The 25,258-nt window shown below is 45.9% G+C and carries 15 protein-coding genes; 1 reads left to right on the top strand and 14 read right to left on the bottom strand.

Going from position 1 to position 25,258, the window contains the following annotated elements:
* Positions 1–920 precede the first annotated feature (920 nt).
* The 10 genes from BQ7997_RS17540 to BQ7997_RS17495 form a co-directional block, all read right to left on the bottom strand.
* Positions 921–3,245 (bottom strand): beta-galactosidase, encoded by a 2,325-nt coding sequence (locus BQ7997_RS17540; protein WP_073347374.1) that lies wholly within the window; start codon positions 3,243–3,245, stop codon positions 921–923.
* Between the two features lie 40 nt (positions 3,246–3,285).
* Entirely contained in the window at positions 3,286–4,686 is a 1,401-nt protein-coding gene (locus BQ7997_RS17535) for a Gfo/Idh/MocA family protein (protein ID WP_097677817.1), read from the bottom strand.
* Between the two features lie 27 nt (positions 4,687–4,713).
* A complete protein-coding gene (locus BQ7997_RS17530; protein ID WP_073347372.1) occupies positions 4,714–6,858 on the bottom strand; it encodes an alpha-N-acetylglucosaminidase in 2,145 nt (714 codons plus the stop codon).
* A 36-nt stretch (positions 6,859–6,894) separates the two neighbouring features.
* Complete coding sequence (locus BQ7997_RS17525; protein ID WP_073347371.1) at positions 6,895–8,475, bottom strand: DUF1565 domain-containing protein; 1,581 nt, start codon at positions 8,473–8,475, stop codon at positions 6,895–6,897.
* A gap of 53 nt (positions 8,476–8,528) precedes the next feature.
* Entirely contained in the window at positions 8,529–10,205 is a 1,677-nt protein-coding gene (locus BQ7997_RS17520; RefSeq protein WP_073347370.1) for a right-handed parallel beta-helix repeat-containing protein, read from the bottom strand.
* A gap of 21 nt (positions 10,206–10,226) precedes the next feature.
* A complete protein-coding gene (locus BQ7997_RS17515; protein WP_229088309.1) occupies positions 10,227–11,537 on the bottom strand; it encodes an IPT/TIG domain-containing protein in 1,311 nt (436 codons plus the stop codon).
* A gap of 8 nt (positions 11,538–11,545) precedes the next feature.
* A complete protein-coding gene (locus BQ7997_RS17510) occupies positions 11,546–13,174 on the bottom strand; it encodes an IPT/TIG domain-containing protein (RefSeq protein WP_073347369.1) in 1,629 nt (542 codons plus the stop codon).
* Between the two features lie 37 nt (positions 13,175–13,211).
* Positions 13,212–15,080 carry a RagB/SusD family nutrient uptake outer membrane protein gene (locus BQ7997_RS17505; RefSeq protein ID WP_044654126.1) on the bottom strand — a complete coding sequence of 623 codons (1,869 nt, stop codon included), beginning with the start codon at positions 15,078–15,080 and terminating at the stop codon, positions 13,212–13,214.
* 21 nt (positions 15,081–15,101) lie between these two features.
* Complete coding sequence (locus BQ7997_RS17500) at positions 15,102–18,383, bottom strand: TonB-dependent receptor (protein WP_235817314.1); 3,282 nt, start codon at positions 18,381–18,383, stop codon at positions 15,102–15,104.
* 329 nt (positions 18,384–18,712) lie between these two features.
* On the bottom strand, positions 18,713–19,693 hold the full coding sequence (locus tag BQ7997_RS17495; protein ID WP_073347367.1) for a FecR family protein: 981 nt from the start codon (positions 19,691–19,693) through the stop codon (positions 18,713–18,715).
* A gap of 167 nt (positions 19,694–19,860) precedes the next feature.
* On the opposite strand from BQ7997_RS17495, the gene BQ7997_RS17490 reads away from it, so the two are divergent.
* A complete protein-coding gene (locus BQ7997_RS17490) occupies positions 19,861–20,418 on the top strand; it encodes an RNA polymerase sigma-70 factor (RefSeq protein ID WP_073347366.1) in 558 nt (185 codons plus the stop codon).
* A gap of 1 nt (position 20,419) precedes the next feature.
* On the opposite strand, the gene BQ7997_RS17485 is transcribed toward BQ7997_RS17490, so the two are convergent.
* From BQ7997_RS17485 to BQ7997_RS17470, 4 genes are read right to left on the bottom strand one after another with little or no spacing between them, the layout of a single operon-like run.
* On the bottom strand, positions 20,420–21,430 hold the full coding sequence (locus tag BQ7997_RS17485; RefSeq protein WP_073347365.1) for an aldo/keto reductase: 1,011 nt from the start codon (positions 21,428–21,430) through the stop codon (positions 20,420–20,422).
* A gap of 33 nt (positions 21,431–21,463) precedes the next feature.
* A complete protein-coding gene (locus tag BQ7997_RS17480; protein WP_073347364.1) occupies positions 21,464–22,951 on the bottom strand; it encodes an MBOAT family O-acyltransferase in 1,488 nt (495 codons plus the stop codon).
* Positions 22,938–23,855, bottom strand: a complete 918-nt coding sequence (locus tag BQ7997_RS17475; protein ID WP_073347363.1) for an SGNH/GDSL hydrolase family protein — start codon at positions 23,853–23,855, stop codon at positions 22,938–22,940. Before BQ7997_RS17475 ends, BQ7997_RS17480 begins: the two co-directional genes overlap by 14 nt.
* Entirely contained in the window at positions 23,842–25,242 is a 1,401-nt protein-coding gene (locus tag BQ7997_RS17470) for an SGNH/GDSL hydrolase family protein (protein WP_073347494.1), read from the bottom strand. Before BQ7997_RS17470 ends, BQ7997_RS17475 begins: the two co-directional genes overlap by 14 nt.
* Positions 25,243–25,258 lie beyond the last annotated feature (16 nt).

Here is a 25,258-nt window from a genome sequence, read left to right as displayed (position 1 = left end):
ATGAGAAATAAAATAAGAAACGGCATTTCTCATTGTTTTTATGCCTTTTCACCTTAAAAATCATGTATTTCTCATACTTATTTAAATCATTTCTCATTGGGCATAAAACAACATGAACCGGATTTGAACAATCTGAAACATTTATTATGCACTTGAAAAAGGTATGGAGAACCGTTCAATAAAATATCTGCGGAAAAACTAAAAGACCAGGAAACAATAATCGGGTTCAAGGCAAATGCCAAAAAGGATAACGCTTAATTACACATTATCAAGCAGTTATCAAGATGACAAAGAACGACATACGCATGTTTTTCTATAAGCATTTCTATCGTTGCACTCCAGTACACAGGCTTGTTCACTCTAGTGCACAGGCTTAGGCACTCGAGTGAACAAAGCTGTGTACTCGAGTGGAACAAGACAGATGGCTATAGAAAAACATAGCAATGATTAATCAAAAACATAGAGACAACAGGTGAACGGCATAAAAACAAGCTATAAAACACAGGAAGTTGATAGGGAGTTGACAGGGTGATGGATGAGAAATGCGATAAAAAAGAGAAAGAAGCCATGAGAATTATGCTAAAGCCAATGAGAAACAGTTGAAATAGCTATGAGAAACACATGTTTTTTGAGGTAAAATGGCTGAAAAACAATGAGAAATGCCGTTTCTTATTTTATTTCTCATGCTGATATACTACTGATTAACAACAAATTGACTTATAAACAATGAGAACATGAGAAATGAAAATGAAAAATCGTTCCTAGTAGGGATTTAAGTTTTTCCGTAGTCTCCCGCTCTGCCTGAGCCTATCCGGCAAGGAAATAAACTCCAAACACCTACCCTTTCCGCACGCCAATCCCTAAAAACAAAGAGATTAAACGTGGAAAAGGGTAAATGTAATATGATTCAATCCGGCAATCTATTGGCGGAACAAAAAGAATTGCGGACGAGTATATAGCTGTATATCTTTTACTTTACCGGATAAGAACGAGCCTTCACGCACTTTCACCCGTAGGGCAGAAACTTTATATATCTCCTTCATGTCAATAATAATCTGATGAGGATGGGCAGAACCGACAGTCGGATCTGTATGCCAAAATGAGGAGACATCGCCATCGTATAAGTTCTCTCCTACTCCCAAATTTTTATCAGACAGTTCACTACTTACATAGACAACTTCCCATTTTGTCTTATCAATCGCCTGTCCCTTATCGTCCAATAACTCGACTTCCGAAATACAAGCCTGATTGTCATCGGTATAAGAAGAAAGCGTTTCGATGCAAAAATGGCGTAATGTTGTGGCAACGGGAAATTCAAATAGCTGCCAGTCATTGGATTCCTGTACGGTGGCTTTCAGCGCAATATCTCCCTTTTCAAGAATTGGAGTTCCCTGGACGATACGGCGTTGTCCTTGTTGGTAGTTCTTATCCACTCCCAGGCTGTCGAGTATGGGTTGGCCCAAACCTTGCAGGATACGGTTTCCGGTATCTTCCATTTCAAAGACAACGATTTCATTCTCCCCTTCTTTCAGCCAGGGGGCAGGCACGTATAAAGTCTGCTGCGGGCCGATGTTCCAAAAACGTCCGAGTGATTTTCCATTTACCCAAACAGCGCCTTTTCCCCATTGGCTCATATCGACAAAACAATCCCCTTTCTTTTGAAGGTTGAATACGCCCTTATGGAAAGCCGGAACTCCACGCACCGGTTCGCCGAAATTCAGTTCGGACACCTTTTCTTTATAGAGAGGTAACGGAGTGATAGACCATCCGGTCAGTTTTTCATCTCCCCATAGCACTTGGTTCGTAATCCCTTTGCGGTTGAACTGTATATCAGGGCCGTAGTTGACGCGCCCTGTGTTTTCCACCAATATCTCCAAGACGGCAGGCGCCTGGGGAATATCCAATAGTACGTTATTCTGATTGTAACGGCGATCCAGGCTTGCCACCTGTTTTCCATTCACCAGAATCACGGCATAATCACGCAAGTCCTGTATGATCAGCTTTTGTTTTCCCGCCTTGTTGATGGTAGTCTGATAATGTATATATCCGAAATCAACGCCCAGGTCTTCCATTGAAAATACATTTTCCGATTGGGTAGTCTGATGGAAAGCAGATTTCAGGGGAGCACTCTCTTTCAGTTCAATCGCAGCAAAGGACGTTGTCGGATTATCGGCAGGCACTTCAGGCAATACCGTTCCTTCGGGCAGATATTTCTGAATCACTTCCCTGAAAGCATGATATTTGGGGTAACAGTTTCCCCATTCGCCCAAAGGCGCGTCATAGTCGTAGCTTGTGGGTTGCGGACGATAGCCGCCGGCTGTATTCGCCCCGTTCGTATACCAGAAGTTGGTTCCGCCATGAAACATATACATGCTGACGGACACACCATGTCCCAACATCCAGTCCAGTTGTTCCGCCGGACGCTTATAATCGACCGTCGAATGATGCTGTCCCCACACATCAAACCATGCCGGATAAAATTCTGCCACGAAATACGGGCCACCCGGATGATATTTATCTATAATCTTAAAAATATCTTCGCTGAATACACCGTTCAATGTGGGCAACGCCCCGTCGATATGTCCGGCCTCAACCTGTCCGCCACCGTCACAAGTAAACAGCGGGACATTAAATCCCGCCTCCTTTATCATATCGCGGAGAGCAGCCAGGTATTCCTTATCCGCATCGTAAGAGCCGTACTCGTTTTCCACCTGTACCATCAGTATGTTACCGCCATTGTTGATAGTCAGCGGAGCCAGTTGTTCGCCAAGCGCCTTGATGTACCGTTCGCAATATTGCAGGAAACGGGCGTCCTTGCTACGATAAACCATATCCTTTTCCTTCAGGAGCCAGGAAGGATAACCACCGAAGTCCCACTCCGCACAGGCATAAGGCCCCGGACGAAGTATCACATACAAATCCTCTTCCTGTGCGAGACGGACAAATTCGGCTACATCCGCCTGTCCGCTAAAATCAAACTCACCGGGTTGGCTCTCATGGAAATTCCAAAAGACATAAACCGATATGGTGTTCAGCCCCATCACACGGGCTCTTTTCAGGCGGTCGCGCCAATATTCGTGAGGGATACGGGCATAATGCATTTCGCCACAAATCAATTGTACGTCTTTCCCGTCGATGTTGAAAGTTCCACCGTCCAGCTTGATACGTTCTTTGGGAGAGCAAGCCAGGAACAGGAGTGGAATTAGCAAACCGAGTAATGTCCGACAAAGTTTTTGCTTATTCATGGATATTAAATTGTTATATTCTTATTTTATCTTGTCATACCTATTGCACAAACGCATGACGGAATTTATTTATTTTATTCCATCCGCCACGCGTAAAGTCAGGAACGGCAACCGAAGCCGAACCATTTTCGATGGAAAGGCGGGTCAACTCCGCCATACAACACCATTCTGCCAAATCATATACATCCATATCCAACGGCAAACCGTTGCGCAGACAATACACCAACCGATAATCCATGATGTAATCCATACCGCCATGACCGCCCACTTTCCTGGCTGTCTCTTCCAGTTCCCGGTGAATGGGGTGTTTGTATTTGTCCATTATTGCCTGTTTGGCTTCTTCGGACATGGAAACGTGCGCGTTCAGGTTCTCATGGTTGGGGACGATATGAGTATCCACCTGTTCGGGACGCAGGCAATATTCTTCGACCGGGTATTTGCTGGCATATCCGTCTGTGCCGACCAATTGGTACATACGGCTATAGGGACGCGGTGTCATTACATTGTGCTGGATAAGCATCGTCTTGCCATTTTCCGTACGGATGACAGTAGTCGTCTGATCGCCATTCTGAAAATCTTTCACTTCCTCACCCGTTGTTTTTCTGATATATGCAGGCCCGTTGACCGCTTTAGTGTCCATAGCCACCAGTGTCTTCATCCTGTCTCCCCGGTGAATATTGAGCAACTGGCAAGCCGGACCGATGCCATGTGTCGCATATATGTCTCCCCGGTTATTACGATTGTAATCCATACGCCAGTTGTTCCAATAGGAAGTCCAGTATTCTTCAAGGTTATGGATATAAGCGCCTTCTACGTGCAGAATCTCTCCGAACACTCCCTGTTGCGCCATGTTCAGCGTAGTCAGTTCGAAGAAGTCGTACACGCAGTTTTCCAGTTGCATACAGTGCTTGCGGGTTCTTTCGGACGTATTGACGAGACTCCAAATCTCATCCAGTGTCATGGCAGCCGGCACTTCAATAGCCACGTGTTTGCCGTGTTCCATGGCATATACCCCCATTTCGGCATGATGCTTCCAGTCCGTAGCTACATATACAAGGTCTATATCGTCCCTTTCGCATAACTGCTTCCATGAGTTTTCATCTCCATAATAAGCCGTAGCTTCGGGCAAACCGGCTTCTTTGAGAATATCCTGCGCCTTTTCCACGCATTCCCGGCGAATGTCGCACAAAGCCTTGATTTGCGTGCCCGGAATATGAGTGAAACGGGCAACTGCTCCCGGGCCACGCATCCCCAGTCCGATAAATCCGACCCGTACAGTGTCTATCTTGGGAGCTGTCAACTGAATGACATCTTCCTGCCCCGAAGGGCGCTCCATAGTAGCTACTACAAGGGGTTGTATAGTTCCTTTCTTCTGCCCGCAGCCGGAAAAGCCGACAAGCAGAAGTAGGGAAATCATTAAATTGAAATATATCCTGTTCATAACGTTCTTTCTTCTTACAAAAAAATATTAGCGGGTAATCTTATTTACAATCTCCGTCAAAGACATACGTGGCGCATCGTCTGCCATATGCAGGTTCTTTTCCACCCATTCGCGTTCCCAATGAAAATAATCGGGCGCTTGCGCTGTCTCTCCGCGAAGCAAGGCGCGCTGATAGTCAAAGTAAACCATCCAACGATCTTTGTAGTAGGTGTTCATCATGCCCGCCCATTCTTTATAGGCATAATCATGCAAATTGTCTTCCGTCGGTATGTGCTCGCCCCAATAAGTGATAAGCATCATCAGATTGTGGAAATTGTTCTTTTTCTCTGCGGCGGTATTACCTGCATCTTTCGCTTGCTGCTGCCAGGTGCTCAGGCGGAAGAACGGGTCTTGTGCCAATAGTTCGTTTTCGGTATCTATCATATCGAGGAAGCGGGATACTTGCTTTTCATACTTTTGCGTATCTTTCTCCTGATAAGCAGTCATTATAGCATTGAATACCGAATCGGCATCATTCGCTATCACTTGCCGCAGAAAGTGTATCAGGTCGATGCGATAGGTACGGACATCACTGAATTGGGGCATTGCCCTGGCAAACAGGAGTGCCGCTTTTCGATAAAGCTCCGTGTCGTATTTCTTAGCCAGTCTTCCCCAGGAAGAGACGGATTTGAGTTCCAACGCCGGACGCGCACATAAGATGTTTTCGGGCGGGCCTTCCTGATAACCGACTTCACTGCTATAAATGGATTTCAACATCATTTTCCAGGCAGTCCGTATATCATCGGTGATGCGTCCATAACGGGCTGTAATATAAGATTCCACCCATTGGTCTACATCTACGCGGTCTTTGTGCCACACCAATTCAAGCAACAGTTCATAGGTAACCGGGGTATTATTAATGCCTTCGGGCAAAATGCCTACTCCCTTCATATATGATGCGTATTCTCCATTCGAAGCACGGTGAACCTCATCGGCAAAACGTTGCAACTTTCCGTTGATGCCCGGCCTTTCGCCAAAGTTAGTGACGGTAGCCCAGATGAAAGGAGTTCCCTCGTAGCCTTTGCGAGTCTCCCAGTTGTTAGTGTTTTCGCCGAATAATTCCTGTACCAGTACGTAGCGTTTATCCAGTTTCTCAAGCAGTCCCGGCTTCGGGTTGTCCTGCCAGCCTTGCAATACCCAGACGGATTCCGGGAAGTATTTCTGCATTGTTTTCTGTATAGCCCGGCCTGCGTCACCCAACGCTACGCCGTCCGTTGCTCCGCCTTCGTGAAAAGGGTCACCGGAGAAGAAACGGATATCCGACCCATACAAACGGCGGGTTTCTTCATAAAATATTCCGGCTATACGGTCGAATTCGGGATCCGTCGGGTCGAGAATATCCGGCCTTGTGAAAGCTCCCCAAGTGCCTTGGGGGATGATATGCGCCTTACTTTTGTTTTTCAGGTTGCTCGGCACCATTCCGTAGAATCCGGGCATCAACGGTTCGATACCCAGTGACTTCATGCGTTTCAGCATTTTCTGTACGAGTTTCTTCCGGCTGTCTATCTGCGACTGGGGCATAGGGCCGCCCCATCCTTCGATATTTCCCATCAACCACCAGGCATTATAGGCAGGGCCGGTGATAAAGTCGGCAATCTCCTTTTCCGAATAGTTCATCCGGCGGAGCGTGTTTTGCCATACAGCTTCCGATCCGTTGGCTACCAGCATCAGGTTAACGCCGTTGAGCGCCATCCAGTCAAGCTCCCACTGCCAGTCGTACCAATCGTAGAAACTCATGGTATAATTAAAGGTACAGTAATTCAGCGCATAGCGATATATAGATGAGGTTTTGACTGTTACGGGTTGGTCAATGACCGGAAGCTCTTTTACGGGGGCGAGCTGGTCACCAAGATGCGACATACTGCGATGGCAGTAATACCTCAAGTACCAGTTGACACCGACTGCCGCCGCATTTGCGCCGGTAGCCTGAACCAGTAGTTTCTTATTTACTGTCTGCAATGTGAAGCAATCGCCGTCCGAAGAGGGCATTGCCTTGAACTGAATATGTTTGCCCAGCCACGGAGCACGACGGGATACAAGTTCCCGCACGCCGTCGAACGGAGCGGCATAGGTATGGGCTGCCGTACACAGCAACACAAAAAGAATAGCCAGAGAGTGTTTCAATATTTTCATGATTTGTATATTTGAACAAGTAAAAGGGCAGATACTTTATTGATCGGCACCTATATTAACAGAATGAATCTCACAACGCTTGTCACCGTCTATGTCGAACATTCCGATGACATATCCCCGATATACAAGACCTGTGCCGATGGCCGGCGAAGCGGATTTCAAGTGTAAGTCCGGTTGTCGCGTACGGGTGCTTTTCAGCAGCGGGTCTACATTGAACACCGATGTCCGGTCGCCGCTTGCGGCCTGCCAGGCGGAAAAATCGGTATATTCTTTGCCGTCCCACATCCATTTATGGTTTTTCTTGTTCGGTGAGAAGTAGATATTGCCGCCGATAAAGTTATTCTTTCCCGAGGTGGTGTATTTGCGGATAAAGATGTCTCTGTCCGACAGGGCATAAATGATATTGTTGGCTATCACATTCTCCTCGCACAATTCGGACAGGCGGATTTCACCTTCACTGCTGTTGTCACGGTCGTTCACTTTCAGGTAGTTGTTTGTGCCGTCCAGTTGTCCGCCTTTCAGGTTGTTGTTGAACAAGGTGTTGTTCACCACATAGCAACTTTTGGTGCTCAGCCCGTCGAAACCGAGATAGGCTCCCATATAGATGCCGGTACGGAAGTTGTTGTACACGAAATTGTTGCGTACGATGCAGTCCTTGGTTTGCAGTTTGTAGCTTTCGCTGCACAGCCCGATTCCCCGGTCGCATTCAAAGACTTCATTCTGTTCTACAATCGTATTTCCGTTGCCGCACAGGTAGATGCCAATCGCTCCGCCATTGGATACGGACTGGCTCCAGTAATCCTGTGACTTTTCGTGCGTGCAGCGATATACTTTATTGCGGCGCACTATTCCGTTACGCGCATAATTGACCGAAATATCGCCATGAGGATTCAGGTTATCTCCGCCTGCGATAATGATACCGATGTTTTCCACATCATGCACTTCATTATCCTGAATCGTGAAATCGACCACGTTGCCTGCCAGTGTGAAGGCTTCGCTTGTGCCGCTATGAATCTCGAATATCTCGCATTTTTCTATCAGCAGATTGCGAATCGGGGTGTTGTCGTTATTACCTAACACCAGGATGGCATGCGCGCTGCGCCAGTCACCTTTGGCATCGACCAGCGGGCAATCATTCTTTATGTCGTACACTTTGCATCCCCGGAAGGTGATATTGCCGGAAGTACCGCTTATATAGATACCTTCCGGGTCTGTGTTGTTCTCCGAATCATGGGCATGGCAGATATGCAGGTTTTCAAATTGCATATAGTCGATACTGTTAAGCTGTACCAGAGCATTCCCCCACCCTTTGATATACAGTCCGGAACCGTCTATCCTGGCTGTCTCGCCGGGATAACTTTTCAATGTTATCATCTTGCCGGGTTTTCCCGAACGTGTAGGAACGACAAATTCGCCGTATGAGCCTTCACGCAGGAAAACGGTATCACCGGGGTTGACACGTTGCAGCGCGTTGGCTATCGTCTTGAGTGGTTTTCTTTTACTTCCATCATTCGCATCGTTACCGGTCGGAGCTACATACCAATGGGCAGGGGTAGCTCCGCACGCCAACAAGCTAAATAGAAGAAAGCTAATGAGCGAGCAAAAACTTTTTCTCATTTCTATTTTGCTTTTAATTGAAAATCATTGAGTTTATTTATTTCATTGCACTGTCACTGATCGGCACCTATGCTGATCGTCGTTCCGCTATAACGTACGTCACCGTCAATATCATAGTTGCCAACGAAATAGGCAGCAATGAAATGGCCTTTCCCCTTTGCTGGCGAACCCGGCTGCAAATGCAGGTTGGGATTAGGAAGACTGGGACTCTGCAACAAAGGATCGACATTATAGATTGAATTTTCATCACCGCTGGCTTTCTGCCATGCTGCGAAGTTCGTGTATTCGACACCATCCCAGAACCACTTGTGATTGGCGGTAGTCGGAGAATAATAGAGGTTATATCCTATTTTATTCTTGCTGCCGGACTTGGTGTACTTACGGACGAAAATATCCCTGTCGGTCACTGCGTATATGAGGTTGTTCATGATTGTATTGTTGGTACAATTCTCCGCCAATCGGATTTCACCCTCACTGTCCTTTTCGTCATTGATGTTCGCTGAATTATTGCTTCCGTTCAGTGCACCGCCAACCAGATTATTGTGGTAGAGGGTGTTGTTTACTACATAGCATCCGGACGTACCGCCGATGGTATAGCCGATATAATCGCCCAGATAAATGCCTGTACGATAGTTGTTGTAAACAAAATTATTACGCACGATACAGTCTTTGGTCGCCAGTACATCACTCTCACTTATCAGGCCGATGGCACGGTCGCACTCCCATACAATGTTCTGTTCGATGACGGTGCTTGCGCCTCCGCAGACATATATCCCGATAGCACCATAGGCAGCGGGGTTATTATAAACGCCTTCCCAGAAATCTTTTGAGACCTGATGGGAACATCTGTATACCCTGTTACGTCTCACTACTCCGTTACGTGCATAATTCACGGATATATCGCCGCCCGCGTTCAGGTTATCTCCACCCGCCACGATGATTCCGATATTTTCCACATCATGCACTTCGCAGTCCTGTATGGTGAAGCCATCCACATTTCCGGCGATGGTCAGCGTCTCACTCGTTCCGGTGTGTATATCGTAGATTTCACATTTTTCGATGGTCAGGTTGCGTATCGGAGTTCCGTTATCGTCGCCTATCACCAGGAATGCATGCGCACTACGCCAGTCACCGTTGTTGTGTCCCGCAAGGCAGGTACTTTTTATATTATAGACTTTGCAGTTACGGAAAGTGATGTCTCTCGATACTCCGTTGATATATACCCCTTCGGGGTCGGTGTTGACGTCCGAATTCGTAGCGTTGCAGATATGCAGGTTTTCAAAGGTCATGTATTGGATGCTTTTCAGTTGCACCAGAGCGCTAAACCATCCTTTGATAGTCAGTCCGGTTCCATCAATCTTGGCCGTTTCACCCGGATAGCTTTTTACCGTTACCAGTTTGCCCTTTTTCCCCGAACGTGTAGGAGTGACAAACTCATGGTACGCGCCTTCCCGAAGGAAAATCGTATCACCGGGATTGACCCGCAGCAATGCTTTGGAGATACTTTTCAGAGGACTTTCAACAGTACCGCTGTTTGCATCATTGCCTGTGGTAGCCACATACCAGCTCACCGGTTCACTGCCGGAAGGATCACCGGGATTATCCGGGGCACCCCCGCCATTGCCCCCTTGTTCGTTTCCCGGTTTGCCCGTAAGCTCCTTGTCGTCATTGCCACATGCACTAAGACCTATGAACAAGGCAAAAGCCATTAGAATCATTTTCTTTCTCATCTGTATTTCTTTTAAAGTTGTTTACTCGTAAACAATTTTTCTTATTACATTATTCTTCTTGTCATAGACATAAATCACACCATTCTTGTCGACAGCAAGATCCTGCGGGCCTGCGAAAACGGCTGACGAGCCATTCGCGTCTACATATCCTTCCTGAGTACCTCCTGCCACCAAGCGTACCGTCCTGTTGGTCATATCGAGCAAACGGATACTTTGGTCGAGATTCTCGCCACCATTCCACGAACCATTACCGGCCACGTAAATATCCCCATTCGAATCAATAGCCAAATCACACGGATACGTAAAGAGGGCGTCTTCAAAAGCTCCGTTCAAATATCCTGCCGTACCCTTGCCTGTCAGAGTCTCCGCTTCCCAAGTGCCCGCTTTGAATTTGACTATGCCATTCAGTATCTGATCGGCTCCGTACAAATTGCCTTCCTTGTCCAAAACAAGTCCTCTGAAGTTACCGGTAGCAATCTGGGTAGAACCGTCTTTTGTCCATTTATATATACCGCTATTGGATGAGACAAAAATATCTCCGTTGTTCTTATCCACAGTCAGCATCCAAGGTTCAAAGTCAGTCGCGCCGAGTGTGGTAACCACGCCGTCAGGGGTTATTTTCCTGATTTTCCATCCGAATACATCGGTCATGATGATATTGCCTTCCGCATCACAATCCATACCATAGAGTCCGTTGAAGCGAGCTTGTGCTCCTGTCCCGTCTACGTCACCTCTGTTTCCGGCGAGTCCGGCCAAAGTGGTAACAGTCCCGTCAGGAGTAATCTTGCGGACGCAGTAGTTGACACAGTCACCTACGTACACGTTTCCATCATTATCGACACAAATTGAACCTTTTCTCCAGTCTTCGGCAGGATCTCCCTTAGCACCGTCGAAGAAGAACAACGCTTCGCTTCCAATGCCATCCTGGTATCCCGGTTCGCCATTGCTGCTACCGGCAAAAGTAGTAACTACCGCTGAGAACGAATAGGTGAATGCTTCAATGGTGCGGACGGGTTCGCGGTTGGCAACAGTAACCGTCAACACACCGTCTCCCAACTTAGGCGGAACAATAGCCATGATATTGTTCATGTTGCAACTCAGCACTTTTAAAGGGATGTTTCCTAAGGTCACCGAGATATCTTCCGGATTTTCCGAGAAGTTCTTTCCGGTAATAAGGATTTCCGTTCCGGCACTACCACTGGTCGGATAGAAGCGGTTCACTACCACCGGACTGCCGGCATCGTGCCCGTCGTCGTCCTTACAACTGCTAAACAGACTCGTACTGCATACCAGCAAAGTCAAAGTAATATATTGAATAATGTTCAGTTTCATAAGACTTATCATTTTTCTACGGTTGTTATTTTCTTTACACAATTATTCCGGCGATCCAGCACGTACACCGTACCATCCTTACCAACGCATACAGAAGAAGGAGCACCAAAGGCAGCAGGCAGACTCTCGATGGTAGAGTTGACACCTGCATAGGAGAGCACTTCGAAACTGCTGTCCGTATTGCCGGATGTTCCCGAACCGGCGAATGTGGAAACCATTCCAGTTTTCTGGTCTATGTAACGAATACTCTGGTCGGCACTGGCTGTCGAAGCTTCTGCCGTACCATTGCCTGCCACCAAAATATTTCCGTCCGGCGCAACAGCGATTCCCCACGGGCTGGTAAATGTAGCTTCATTGTACGCACCGTCGGAGTGTCCGCTCCGTCCGCTGCCGGCTATCACAATCGGGTCATCCCAACGATCCTTGACATATTTAATAATTTGATGGGTTCCGATATTCGTTACATAAAGATCTCCCGTTGTTTTATCTACGTCCATTCCGCCCGGGCTACCATTGCCTGTGACAATCACAGTACCATGATTACTTGGATAACCACCGTAATCATTCAAGTCCTTCAGAAGAATATTGCCATTTGAAGTCATACTGTAAAGCCGGTTACTTGCCTCGTCAATCGCCAGGCTGACAGCTACCTGCCATCCCATATAAAGGGCTTTTCCATCCGGTTCAAAACATATGGTTGCCGAAGTCCAGTCATCACTGACATACATATTTCCTTTACTGTCAATTTTTATATCAGTGGGACGCATTACTGCGTTATATGAACCTGCACCGCCATTGTCCAATCGCCAGTTAAGTCCCCAGTCTACATCATTTTCCGTTCCTGTACCGGCCACTTCGCTAACAGTTCCGTCGGGCGTGATTTTACGAATACGCAAATTACCGATATCTGTCAGATATACGTTGCCATCGTCATCTACCGCGATACCACCCCGGCGGTATTCCCAATCCGCACACATGATATTAAATTCGGAACTTCCCGGCAACGTGGTGATCGTACGTTCGAACAAGAGGTCTTTATATTCAAACTCGCCCGTAGAAAGCGTTCTTCCGTTGAAACTGATGATAATAGGCCAGGAACCGAAATCCGTTTCGGGAATAGTCACTTGGAAATAACCTTCTTCTGCCGTACATTCTGCCGTTATGTCATTATACGTTGCCGTCGGATTCTTGATTTCTGCCGGTAGGTTCTCTACATAGATGCGTACTTTCGTCCCTACTTTTCCGTAAGCAGGAGAAAAACCTGTGATGGCTGTTTTCTGGAAAGCAAAGTTTACTTCTGATTGAGCAGTCTTTCCTTTTGCATTGATGACAATAGGAGCTGTCCCTATCGCTTCATTATCGGGAACCTCGACCAATAACTGTTCTTCATTGGAACGCAGGATGGAGAGTTCCACTTCATTGATGGTCACGCTGATAGAAGCCGCATCCAAGGGGAACTGCTCTCCATTTATCAATAATTGTGTGCCGCCTTTTCCTGTATTCGGAGCAAAGTCATAAATAGAAAGCTCTCCGGAGCGGAGCGATAATGACTTTTCATCATCGTCCGTACACCCCCCGGTAAAAATGGCTGCTGTCAGAATAACAGCCATAGATATATAGTATGAAATTGTTTTCATTTTGCTATCTTATTAATTTTATATTATCGGGTAAATTCTACCATCCCGGATTCTGTACCAAGCCACGTCCGCGGTCAATCTCCGTCTGATAGATAGGATACAAGTACATCTTATTATCCCAATATCTGGTCTGCAAGATTTTACGTTCATAGAAACCTTCAAAAGCAAAGCCTTGTCCCTGATCGTCAGCAAGTACATTCATACGATAGATCTTGCGGTTTTCTTCTTTCTCATAAAGCAGGCGGCGGGCAAGTGTCCAAAAGCGGTCGCCTTCGAAAGCAAGTTCGATTTGACGTTCACGGAGAATCCATTCACGCATCTTTTCCTTGTTTCCCAAATCCTGCGGGTAGGTAGCCGTAATATTCGGAATACCTGCACGGTCACGGATTTCATTAAAGTAGCTGATAATTTTGGAATCTTCAGGATTGTATTCATTCATCGCTTCCATATAGTTCAAAAGTATCTCAGCGTAACGAATATGTATATATGGACGATATACCGCCTGGTCATTACGGATACTGGAAGAGGTACTTACTTTCTTCGCTACATTGTATCCGGTAAAGTCAGTCATCTGCGTTCCTGCACCCGATGAACCGGAATAGTAATATTCTGCTCTTCCGAATCCATCCTTATTCTTGTCGGATGAAAAGAAGTTGCGGTCGTCTACGGTAATGGCAGAAAGTACAGGGCGTCCATTGTAATGTACGGAAGCATAGAAACGGGGCTCACGGTTGACGTACATATTCGATTCTCCCTTGCGGTATCCCCGGTTTATTTCATTACGGACTTTTCCGTATTCTGCGGGGTCGTCTTCTTTCGCGAATCCTGCTTCGGTATAGTTCTCATCATCATTGATATCCAGGCCGTCACGGGTCAGGAATGCATCCACGATATTTTGTGTCGCATTCTGCATGCTATATCCGCCGTTTTTCGGGTTGCAGCGTTTGTCGTATCCCCACTGCCAGTCTCCGGATTTATGCGTAGCGAATATGACTTCCGCATGATTGCCGGACATAAATAAATCGCGGAAAGACAAATAAGGGTCAAAGGTTCTGTCACCGCTTTCCGTATTGCGGTAGAGGTGATAAATACCCAAATCAATCACATCTTCGGCAGCCTCAGCGGCAATCCGCCACTTTTCGTTATCCTTGGTCTGCGGCGCCAACAGTTCACCGTCCTTATTCTTGAAATCCTTAAAACGGGGATTTCCATTCCAAAGTTCGCTGGCTGCCAGTAAACGTACTTGTGAGATAACGGCCAAGGCGGCGCCTTTCGTAGGACGTCCCAGGTATGCCGTAGAAGTCCATACCTCAGGAAGTTCGTCCAACGTAGATTCCATCAGTCCACAAACATACTCCACACATTCTTCAAACGGACGACGCACGTATTTATTAAAGTCTTCGTCCTGTTCGACGGGCTTATCAAAAATCACAAACGGGCCGTACAAGCGTAAGATGTTCCAGTAGAACCATCCGCGCAGGAAGCGTGACTCTGCCTTGTACTGTATCTTCAGGTCTGTACTCAGTACGCCTTCGGGAACACGGTCTATATTCTGTTCAAAAATAAGCGCTTTCTGGATACCCCGATAAGCGGCATTCCATTTATTATCTCCCAGTGTATTGGAAGGGCCCCAATTGCCTTCCACCATCTTACGGACATTCGTATTGGAGAATACACAAGAGCTTTCATCGGCAAAGCCAAATACGACCGGGTCATCCGTAGATAACCAGATATATCCGTAGATATTATATAAGTAAGATTCTGCATCTGTACGGGTTTCCCAGATCATATCCGATGTTTTCAGATTCTCAGGCTTCTGATCCAGATAGTCACAGGAAGTGACTATTCCCATCACACCAACAGATAATAATCCGGCAGCCAATATACGGTTAAATATTTTTCTCATTGTTTTCATTGCTTGATTAGATTAAAATGAAACTCTCATTCCCAAGGTCACCATACGTGATAGCGGATATTTCGCGCCATTAGAGCCTAGTTCGGGATCCCACAGTTTGAATTTGGAGAAGGTAAGCAGATTTTGTCCGGACAGGTAGAAATAGAGGTATTCTATTCCCTTGTCCATCAGTCTCTTATTCTCAAGGGTATATCCCAACGATGCTTGTTTCAGACGCAGGTAGTTACCGTTTTTCAGCCAATGTGTACTATTTACATAGTTATTGTCACTGGTACTGGCATTGGCGGTCATACGCGGATACCATGCATCTGCACGCGGATTATCTTCCGTCCAGCGATCCAGTGCCTTGGTTATAACGTTACTCGGATTCAGTCCCATGCCGGTGAAAGGTACGATACCTACTCCGCCTGCTCCCCAATCGCCATTGCCTGTGTCCATAGAGCCACCATTAGCCATAATGGATACATCGGATACACCCTGGAAGAACAGGGACAGGTCAAAGTTATGATAGTTGACGTTGAAACCCATACCGTAAGACCAGGAAGGGAACCAGGACTTACCCAGATAACATTGGTCGTTGGCATCAATCACATTGTCGTTGTTGAGGTCTTTGTATTTGATGTCACCGGGAGCCAGTTCACGCAATTGCTTCGGACTGTTTTCAATCTCTTCCCAACTCTGGAAATAACCGTCGGCTACATAACCGTAGTATTCGCCATAACGGGTTCCTTCACTCTTCTGATAAGAATATTGCATATCCGGTTCGTCACGGAATACGATTTTGTTTTTACTGTAAGTCACGTTACCATACAGGCGTAATCCCACTTTGTTATTGATACGGGTCTGATATTCGAGGTTGGCGTCCAATCCCTTATTATCCATCTCACCCATGTTAGCGTAGATAGCGGCATCAAATCCTGCCATGCTCGGTAAAGAAGAACGCTGAATCAGAATGTCTTTACGTCTTTCCCAATAATAATCCAGTGTCAGGTTGAGTTTGCCTAAAAGCATCATTTCCAAACCGATATTTGTTTTATAAGACTTTTCCCAAGTCAGTTTGTTTGAGCCTAGAAGAGTCTCCCTGATACCATATACGAGATTACCATTCGGACCAAAACCGTAGTTATTTCCGCTTCCGAACTGGGTAAAATAGGCAAAACGGTCGCCTGTTCCGCCAATGTTATCATTACCTACAATACCATAGGAAGCGCGCAACTTTAATAAATCAACCGTATGAACGATGTTTTGGAAAAAGGGTTCATGCGAAATCACCCATCCTACGGAAGCGGCAGGGAAAAAGCCGAAACGGTGTCCGGGAGCAAAATTCTCCGAACCGGTATAGGAACCGTTTATTTCTGCCAAGTAGCGGTCTTTATATCCATAACCCAAACGGGCGGCAACGGCCTGATTACGGTAAGGGATGGATGCAATGGCACTTCCGGCGGTAGCAATCATACGGTTACGCATATTATAGAGTACCATTCCGTTGATGTTGTGTGAACCGAATGTGCGGTCATAGGCTATGTTCGCTTCGGTATAGATTACCCTTTCTCCGGTATCACTGTGCTCGTAATAGAGTTCGTCGGAACCTTCTTTGATAGGTTTCCCGAAGATAAGTTCTCCATTGCCGTCACGTTGGTTGGCATACCACAAGTCCACTCCTCCCGTACGTTTGTTATTAAATTCACTATAACTGTCGAATGAAAAACGTACATAGGCCGAAAGACCTTTGGTTATGAAATCTAATTTCTGATTGACTGTAAACACTGATTGCAAGGCAGGACGGAAGGTATCGGTATAACCTGTGTTCTGCACTTCATTCATCGGGTTGGAACCTGCATTGGCGGGTGGGCCGGCCCAACGTCCGTCCGGATAGCGGACAGGGAAAGCAACCGGTGAAGTGGAAAATGCTTCGTACCAAAGTTTACTGGAACTAATGCCCGGATAACGTGAATCGACCATAATGGCAGATAGGTTCATCTGCAATAAGGTGGTTTTCGTTATATTCACGTCTACATTGCTACGGAAGTCATAACGTTTATAATTCAGGTTAGGATTATAGCCGTTTTCATCCTTTACGTTGTATTGTCCGCCTTGATTATAGAAAGAAGCTGACAGGTAATAACGAACCAGGTCGCTACCGCCACTGATATTCAGATTGACATTGGATACGGAAGATACTTTCTTATAGATCTGATTAATCCAGTCTACATTCGGGTATAAGTAGGGATCCAATCCGCTTTCGGTCTTCAATATCTGCTCGCGGGAATAAACTTCATTCAATCCTGAGTTTCGACGGCTTTCATTATAAAGCATCATATAGTCCGTACCGCTCAACATTTCAGGTACTTTGGTGAAGTTTGTAAAGCCTGTCTCTGCCTTGATAGAGATTTTTGGTTTGCCGACTGTTCCGCGCTTTGTAGTAATAATCATTACGCCGTTAGCACCTTTCGCACCATATACGGCAGTGGCGGAAGCGTCTTTCAGCAGAGAGATGCTGACAATGTCTTCCGGGTCGATATTGTTATAGGCACCCCCATAAGTGGAGTTTACGTCGTCACGCTGTACACCGTCTACAATAACCAGTGGAGAAGTGTTTCCCGTGAAAGTACCGATACCACGGATAGTAAAGGTCGAGTTATCGTATCCCGGCTCACCGCTGGATTGCACGGAGATGATACCTGCCACCTTGCCTTGCAAGGCGTTACTCAGATTTGCGACCGGAGTTTTCAGGCTTCCTATATTCACCGAAGCTACCGAACCTGTCATCGTCACTTTCTTTTGAGCACCATAGGCAACTACCACAACTTCTTCCAAACTTGAAGTCGCTTCCTCCAAAGAAACATTAATAGTAGTCTGATTACCTACTTTTACAGTCCGGGGTTCATATCCCATAAAGCGGTATTCCAGTGTTGTCTGGCCATCGGGCACTGTAATCATATAAAATCCGTCGATGTCAGTAATCACTCCGGTAGTGGCATTTAATAATTTCACACTTGCTCCCGGAATTGACTCACCAGTGGTAGTAGTGACGTTTCCTTTTACGGTACGCGATTTCTTCGTGTCGGCTGTATTTTCTTCTTTCGCAGGAAAGAGTAATATTTGCTTGCCCTGAATTTTCCAGGAAATTCTTTTGCCTTTAAAAGCCTGTTCCAGCACGACATCTATTGACTGTTTCTTTGCTGAAACGGTAATGCGCTGATTCGCATTTAGTTGATTATCTTTATAAAGGAATGAATACCCGCTTTGGGTTTGAACGGCTTCCACAAACTGTTTCAGCGTAACGCTTTTCATGTTTAAAGTCAACAATTCTGACTGTTGTGACCATGACTGGACAGGTACAAAGAAGAGTAGAAATAATATTTGCCAGGTACATAGTCTGAGCTTCCCCAAAAAGGATGAGGGCAAAATAAAACCTCTCACTCCCTTTGGGATTGAAATATTTTTCATAAATTTGCAATTTAAAATTAATAAAAGGTAGAGTTAATTTTAATCTGAAGAGGATTGGAAAACGGGAATTTTCCGATCCTTTTTTTCTTTTTTCAAGTGGTGTTCATCATTTTTCTTTTTAGGGTTAGCAATTTCTTTTTCAGTTTATCATACTATCAGGCTGCCTATCTCTTTTATTTCGGAGTCACTAAGTAAGTGCCGTCCGGTTGTTTCTGAAAACGAATGGGAGTAATCAAATCAATCGTCTCAAAAATATTCTCTAAAGACTGCTCTATGTCAAAACGTCCTGAGAATATTTCCTCTTTCAATCCCTCGCCTTCAATGCGAATCTCCGTATGGTAACGCTTGCTCAACATAAACATCACATTATCCATTTTCTGGGATTCGATATTCATATATTTATCTTTCCAGGTAGTGTAGAGCTGAAGATCGACATGGCGCACTTCAATGCCGGAGTACTGCTGGACACGCCCCATCTCACCCGGCCTTAAAATCACCCCGTCTTCTGTCTTGTTACGCTCATTCAGTTTCACGGAACCGGATTCCAATACAACTTCCGCCGTATTCTCCATTTTGGATACCCTGACATCAAAGCGGGTGCCAAGTACCATTACTTCTACAATGTCCGTAACTACCTGAAAGGTTCTTCCATTATCTTTCTTCACATCAAAGAAAGCTTCACCTTCGAGGTATACTTCACGGTTGCGTCCCGAAAGTCCATCCGGATATTTCAAGCTCGAACCGCCACCCAGCCAAACTTTGGAATTATCAGGAAGTGTAAACAACAGGGCTTCTTTTCCCTGATTCATCACAATCAGCATATCCGGTTTTCCCAAAAGCTGATAGCCCAAAAGTCCGCCCAACACAAACAAAACGGCAATACTGGCAGCAACGGCACAACGGCGGATGATTAGTTTCAGCCGAGGCTTCCTGTCTGTCTTCATGCCTGTTTCTATCTTACTCCAAGTTCGGTTCATGGCTTCTTCTGTCTGATGGGTATCCATGTGCACCAGCGAGTCTTCCATCAACCGGGAAGCACGCTGCAAAGAGGAGTCCTCTTTCAACATCTGTTCCAGTGACTCTTCTTCCTCTTTATTTAAAGAATGGTCTGTTCTTTTAGCGAGCAAGTCCCATATTTTACTGTCTTCTTTCATCGTTCTACAAGTATTATTAAGCGCTTCTATTAATAAAGACAGAAATAAAATAAAAAATACGTAGTTGAATTCAAATAAAAAGTTACTTTTGCAAATAAATATTGTTAATAGACGCTTCTACATTTCTATTATTTTATTGTAAACACCTTATAATCAAATTCTTGAATATGTTACACAGAGAAGATGACATTAGTTGTCTATTACGTCAAATCAGTGAAGGTAATGCTTCTTGCTTTGAAAAAATGTATAAGCGGTACTTCAAGAAGTGCTATTCCATTGCGTTATATTTCGTCCAATCCGCTTCGGTCGCTGAAGATGTGTTGTCTGAGGTATTTCTCACTTTGTGGGATAAACGTCAGAACCTGAAAGATGTGAAGGATTGGGATTCTTATTTATTTATCACAGTCAAAAACCATGCTCTTTCATTTTTGGAGAAACACCGCCAGTACAATCTAAGTTCCATCAACCAAATCGTAATAGAAATACCCGGAAATGATCTCACTCCGGAAGAGAAACTGCTGAAAAAAGATATGGAGGAGAATATGCAACAGGCCATCCAGCAACTACCCGAAAAAACAAGAATCGTTTATTGCATGGCGAAAGAGGAACTTATGAGTTATAAACAAATCAGCGAAGCACTGGACATATCCGAAAGAACTGTCAATACACATATGACCAATGCTATTCGCAAATTAACAGCAAGCCTGCGAAAGTATTTTAAGTAAGTTAAATCATCCGGGCTAATATTTGCTCTATTTCAACCAAATCATCCGGTGTGAAATCCAAATGTTCCAATGCTCTTAAATTATCTGCTAATTGATTCACGGAACTTGCCCCCACAATGACCGATGTCATTCTATCGTCTTTCAGTATCCATGCCAATGCCATTTCTGCCAGAGTTTGCCCACGACGACGGGCTATTTCATTTAACTGCCGGGCAGCCTCTATCTTTTCAGGAGTAACTTGCGAACGCTGAAGGAAACCGGAAGAGCGGGCGGCTCGCGAACCTTCAGGGATACCGTTCAAATATTTGTCAGTCAGCAAGCCTTGCGCCAAAGGGGAAAAGGCGATAAAGCCGGAACCGAACTCAGCAGCCAATGGAAGGGTTTCGGCTTCCACCGCACGGTCGAACATACTGTAACGGTATTGGCTGATAAGACAGGGTACACCTGCTTTTGCCATCATTTCGTAAGCTATGCGGGCTTGTTCGGGGGGATACTTGGATATGCCGATGTAGAGGGCTTTGCCTTGCTTCACTATATCAATCAATGTTTGGATGGTTTCTTCTACCGGGGTTACTCCATCATAACGATGGCTATAAAAAATATCGAAGTACTCCAGACCTGTACGGTGGAGACTCTGGTCGATACTTGCCATCAGATTCTTACGAGAACTATTGCCACCGTAAGGTCCCGCCCACATTTCATGTCCGGCTTTGGAAGAAATAATCATTTCATTCCGATACCCCTGGAAGTTCTCTTTCAGGATTCGTCCGAAGTTAGTTTCCGCACTTCCGGGAACAGGGCCGTAGTTGTTTGCCAAGTCGAAATGGGTGATACCCTGATCGAAAGCGTACTTAATCATGTCGGTTGCCACATTGAAATCGTCCACACTACCGAAGTTGTGCCATAGTCCCAAAGAGATGAGAGGTAATTGCAAACCGCTTTTGCCACAATATTTATAGGGCATATGTTCGTAGCGGTCGACAGCAGGTTGATAATTGAAAGAGTTTTCCATAAGGCAAAATTGTTAGTTTTCTAATATAGTCCGTTAGAACTGGAAATAAATAAACGGTTGAATCTCCGAGCTTTTCATTTGGATGACGAGGTAAATCAAGCCTGTCATCAGCAATGCTTTCCCTATGAAAGGCAGGCGGATTACTCCACGGCACACGGCATTTTCCCAACTATCGGGCGCAAAATGGAGCATGAAGCCGAGCAGCATTAAAGCGAACACGCGCCAGTAACCTTCTATCAACTGCGGAAAAAGTTGGGGACGGAAAGTGGTGAATAACTGTTTCAACATATCCATCGAGTTTTGAAAATCAGCATTGCGGAAGAATATCCAACAGAAGCATACGAAATGGAAAGTGATGATAACGCCGAATACACGACGCCAGCCATGGCTTTGCTCACCTTTCTTGCGCCCGGTGATTGTCATCCACATTTTATGCAATGCCAAAGCTACACCGTGGAAGGTTCCCCACAGTACGAAATTCCAGGATGCTCCGTGCCATAATCCACCAAGAAACATGGTGATTATCAGATTCAAGTATTGACGGAACTTTCCTTTCCGGTTTCCACCTAAGGAGATGTATAGATAATCTTTCAACCAACTGGACAGCGATATATGCCAACGACGCCAAAATTCGGTAATGGAAGCGGATTTATAAGGAGAATTGAAGTTCAGGTTGAAATGGAATCCCAGTAGCAGGGCGATGCCGATAGCCATGTCACTATATCCTGAAAAGTCGCAATAAATCTGCAAAGCATACCCGTAAAGCCCCATCAGGTTCTCGACTCCCGAATAGAGGGTAGGATTATCGAAGATACGTTCTACAAAGTTGATGCTGATATAATCGGAGATAATGGCTTTCTTGAAAAGACCGGAAACGATCAGAAAGATTCCGCGTCCGAACATCTCCTGTGAAACAAATAAGGGTTTCCGGATTTGTGGGATAAAATCGCGGGCACGTACGATAGGGCCTGCCACCAATTGCGGGAAGAAAGATACATAAAAGGCATAGTCCAAAAGATTGGTCAATGGTTTTATTTCTTTTCGGTAAACATCGATGGTGTAGCTCAATGACTGAAAAGTGAAAAAAGAGATGCCGACAGGCAGGAAGATGTCGAGAGCGGTAAACTCTCCACCCATCAATGAAGCGATCACTCCACCCAGGAAATTGGTATATTTGAAATAGACAAGAAGTCCCAGATTAATACCCAAGCTCAAAGTGACCAATCCTTTACGCTTCCAATGTCCCTGGGTACGATCCATCAGTTGCGCAAGGAAGAAGTCGGCAACAGTGACTATGGCAAGCAGGAAGAAATAAGTACCACTACTCTTGTAGTAGAAATAATAGGAAAAGAGGGTGACAAACAAGATACGGGCAGTGTATTTATGTTGTAACAACACATACACTACCATGAAAGCAGCGAACAGCCAAAGGAAGATACCGCTGCTGAATATCATCGGCGCTTGCGGGTCGTAGGTAAGTACCTCTTTTAGTCTACTGAAATCTATATCAATGGGAAACATAGTCGTTATATGCTTTTATGATGGCTTGGTATAATAAATTTCCTTGAAGGATATATCCTTCGGGTAAATAATGTACATGATCGGGACGCATCAATTTGGCTTCCGTCCAGTTGGTGCAGGCACGACGCTTGCCGCCGACTACATCGTACATATCCCAGACCAGCAGGCGATTATTTTTAGCATAGCGACGAATCGTCTCTGCGGCTGTCGCCGTGCGGGGATTAATGGCATAGGTACGTCTGCGCCTTCTTTGCCGGAAACTTTCATATGAACCCGGTGGAGTAGTGAGAAGAATAGGCACGTTGGGAAGACTGTCGCGCAGGAGTTTTACCAGTTCATCCATCTGATTATAGTGCACATTCATATTATAACGCCGGTTATGGCTTTCATTCGTTCCGAAAGAAAGAATCAACAGTTCGGGTTTCAAGGCTGCGATTTCGGCGATACGGTCGGGATGGGTAAAGGTGAGACAGGTGGCTCCGTTCACTCCTTTGTCTATGTAGGAGACAGCACCGAAAGTCTCGGTCAGGCGGGTTCCGGTAGTTTGCGGATAAATATGTCCGCGTACGTGGCTGTCACCGATATGAACGATGCAGACTGTATCTTCGGAGAGTCCGGCACGCACTTGGCGGAGATGTTCGAATACAGGAGACAACAGGGCTATGCTGTCGATAATCTCATTCCGTCCGGTTTCACGGAAAGCTGTCGGGAAGAAGATTTGCGCAGAGATGGTATCATTCGCCCAGGTCATTTCACGCAAGGGCTTGATTTTCTTTAGAGTCTTGCCTAACGGTGGGCAAGCAGGGATACGGTCTTGCGCTGTCGCTTCCGGCACGAAACAGGAGATGTTCAGGATTACAGTCCAAATAAACATTATAACAGGCAGCAGGTTATTCTTTCTCATAAGCTCTCCTCCTGTCGTGTTGTTCTTTACCATATATCAATGTCTCATAAAGCAGTCCTGCCAAGTGTTTGCCACCCCGGAAGTTGATATGCGTATAGTCGTAGTTTGCCATAGACGGTTTGGCATGGACAAGTTTCGCCATACTACCTTCACCGCCCATTGCTTCGAACATATTCCAAAAGGCGATACCGCTTTCGGCGGCGATATTCTGTTGATAACGGATCAGGTTCTTGACACCCGGCATAGTGCGAAGTTCACCATTCTCGTTCTTGTAGTCACGGTCACCGACACTTAACAGCAAGATTCCGGCTTGTGGAAAACACGTTTTCAGATGGTCGATGGCGGTAAGTAGTCCTTTCTGGTAGTTATCGTAGTTACGTCCGCGTTCGGTAGCGACGTTCAACCCGTATTCAAGAATAATCAAGTCGTAGGGACGCTGACGGTTAAATTCCTTCAACATTTGTTGCGGGATGCCACGCAGGGAAAGACCGGAACTGCCACGCAAGGAGAAGTTATCGAGAATGATTCCTTTCTTTCCGTCCATTGCCAAGCCATAAAAGAGTGTGGAGTCGGCACGGTCTACCGTCCAACGGATAGAGCCGATGCGCCCGTCTACCTGAACTTCCTGCAAGCTGCCGGAAGGTGGCAGAGCGTAGCTTCTACTGTCTCCTTTGTTCACACGGGCAGAGAGGTGGACGGAATCTCTATTATAGAAGAAAATAGAAGCGCGCTGACAGGTATCAAGCAATGAGGCGTATTTGCTCTGTCCGCGCAGTTCTACATAAGCCCCATTTCGGGGAACGAAATAATGACCGGAGATGCCTTGCTTTTTCCTGTCAAAATAGACGCTGTCCGTCACTGCGTGGCTCGCCCATCCACCGAACATATGCCGCACCGTAGGACGGTAACCGCTTGTCATGGAAGTGATGGTGACGAAACCTACTCCACAACCGCCGAAACGTTTCTGAAGCATTTCGCGTAAGTCGGCTGTAAAGATGTCCGCTTCGATAAAGGAGTCACCGAATACGGCAATACGCACTAATTTATCATCGGATGATTCGGAGGTTGCGGAAGAGACCCGGTCGAGGGCTTCGTAAAAAGGAGCCATGCCACGATGGGTGGAATCGCTATAATCTTCAATACAGGTCATACCCGCCCGACAGGTATCTACAAAAACCGGTTTCACCACAGGCGGCAGAGGAATACTGTCCGAATCGGCCACGGCTGTATCTGTACCCGGATAGCGAATATCGCTCAAAAGGTCTACACGCCTCAGCGTGTGTCCGTCTATGGTGATGGCCGGAAGCCAATGAAGCCCCAGCAGGGCTGCAAAAACAATCAGTACAAACCACAACGAATATTTCAAATAATTCTTTATAATCTCCATAATGTTCCAAAATCCC

It is taken from the genome of Bacteroides congonensis (genome assembly GCF_900130125.1).
In the GTDB taxonomy this organism is placed as follows: Bacteria; Bacteroidota; Bacteroidia; order Bacteroidales; family Bacteroidaceae; genus Bacteroides; species Bacteroides congonensis.
This window is presented reverse-complemented; position numbering and strand designations above follow the sequence as displayed.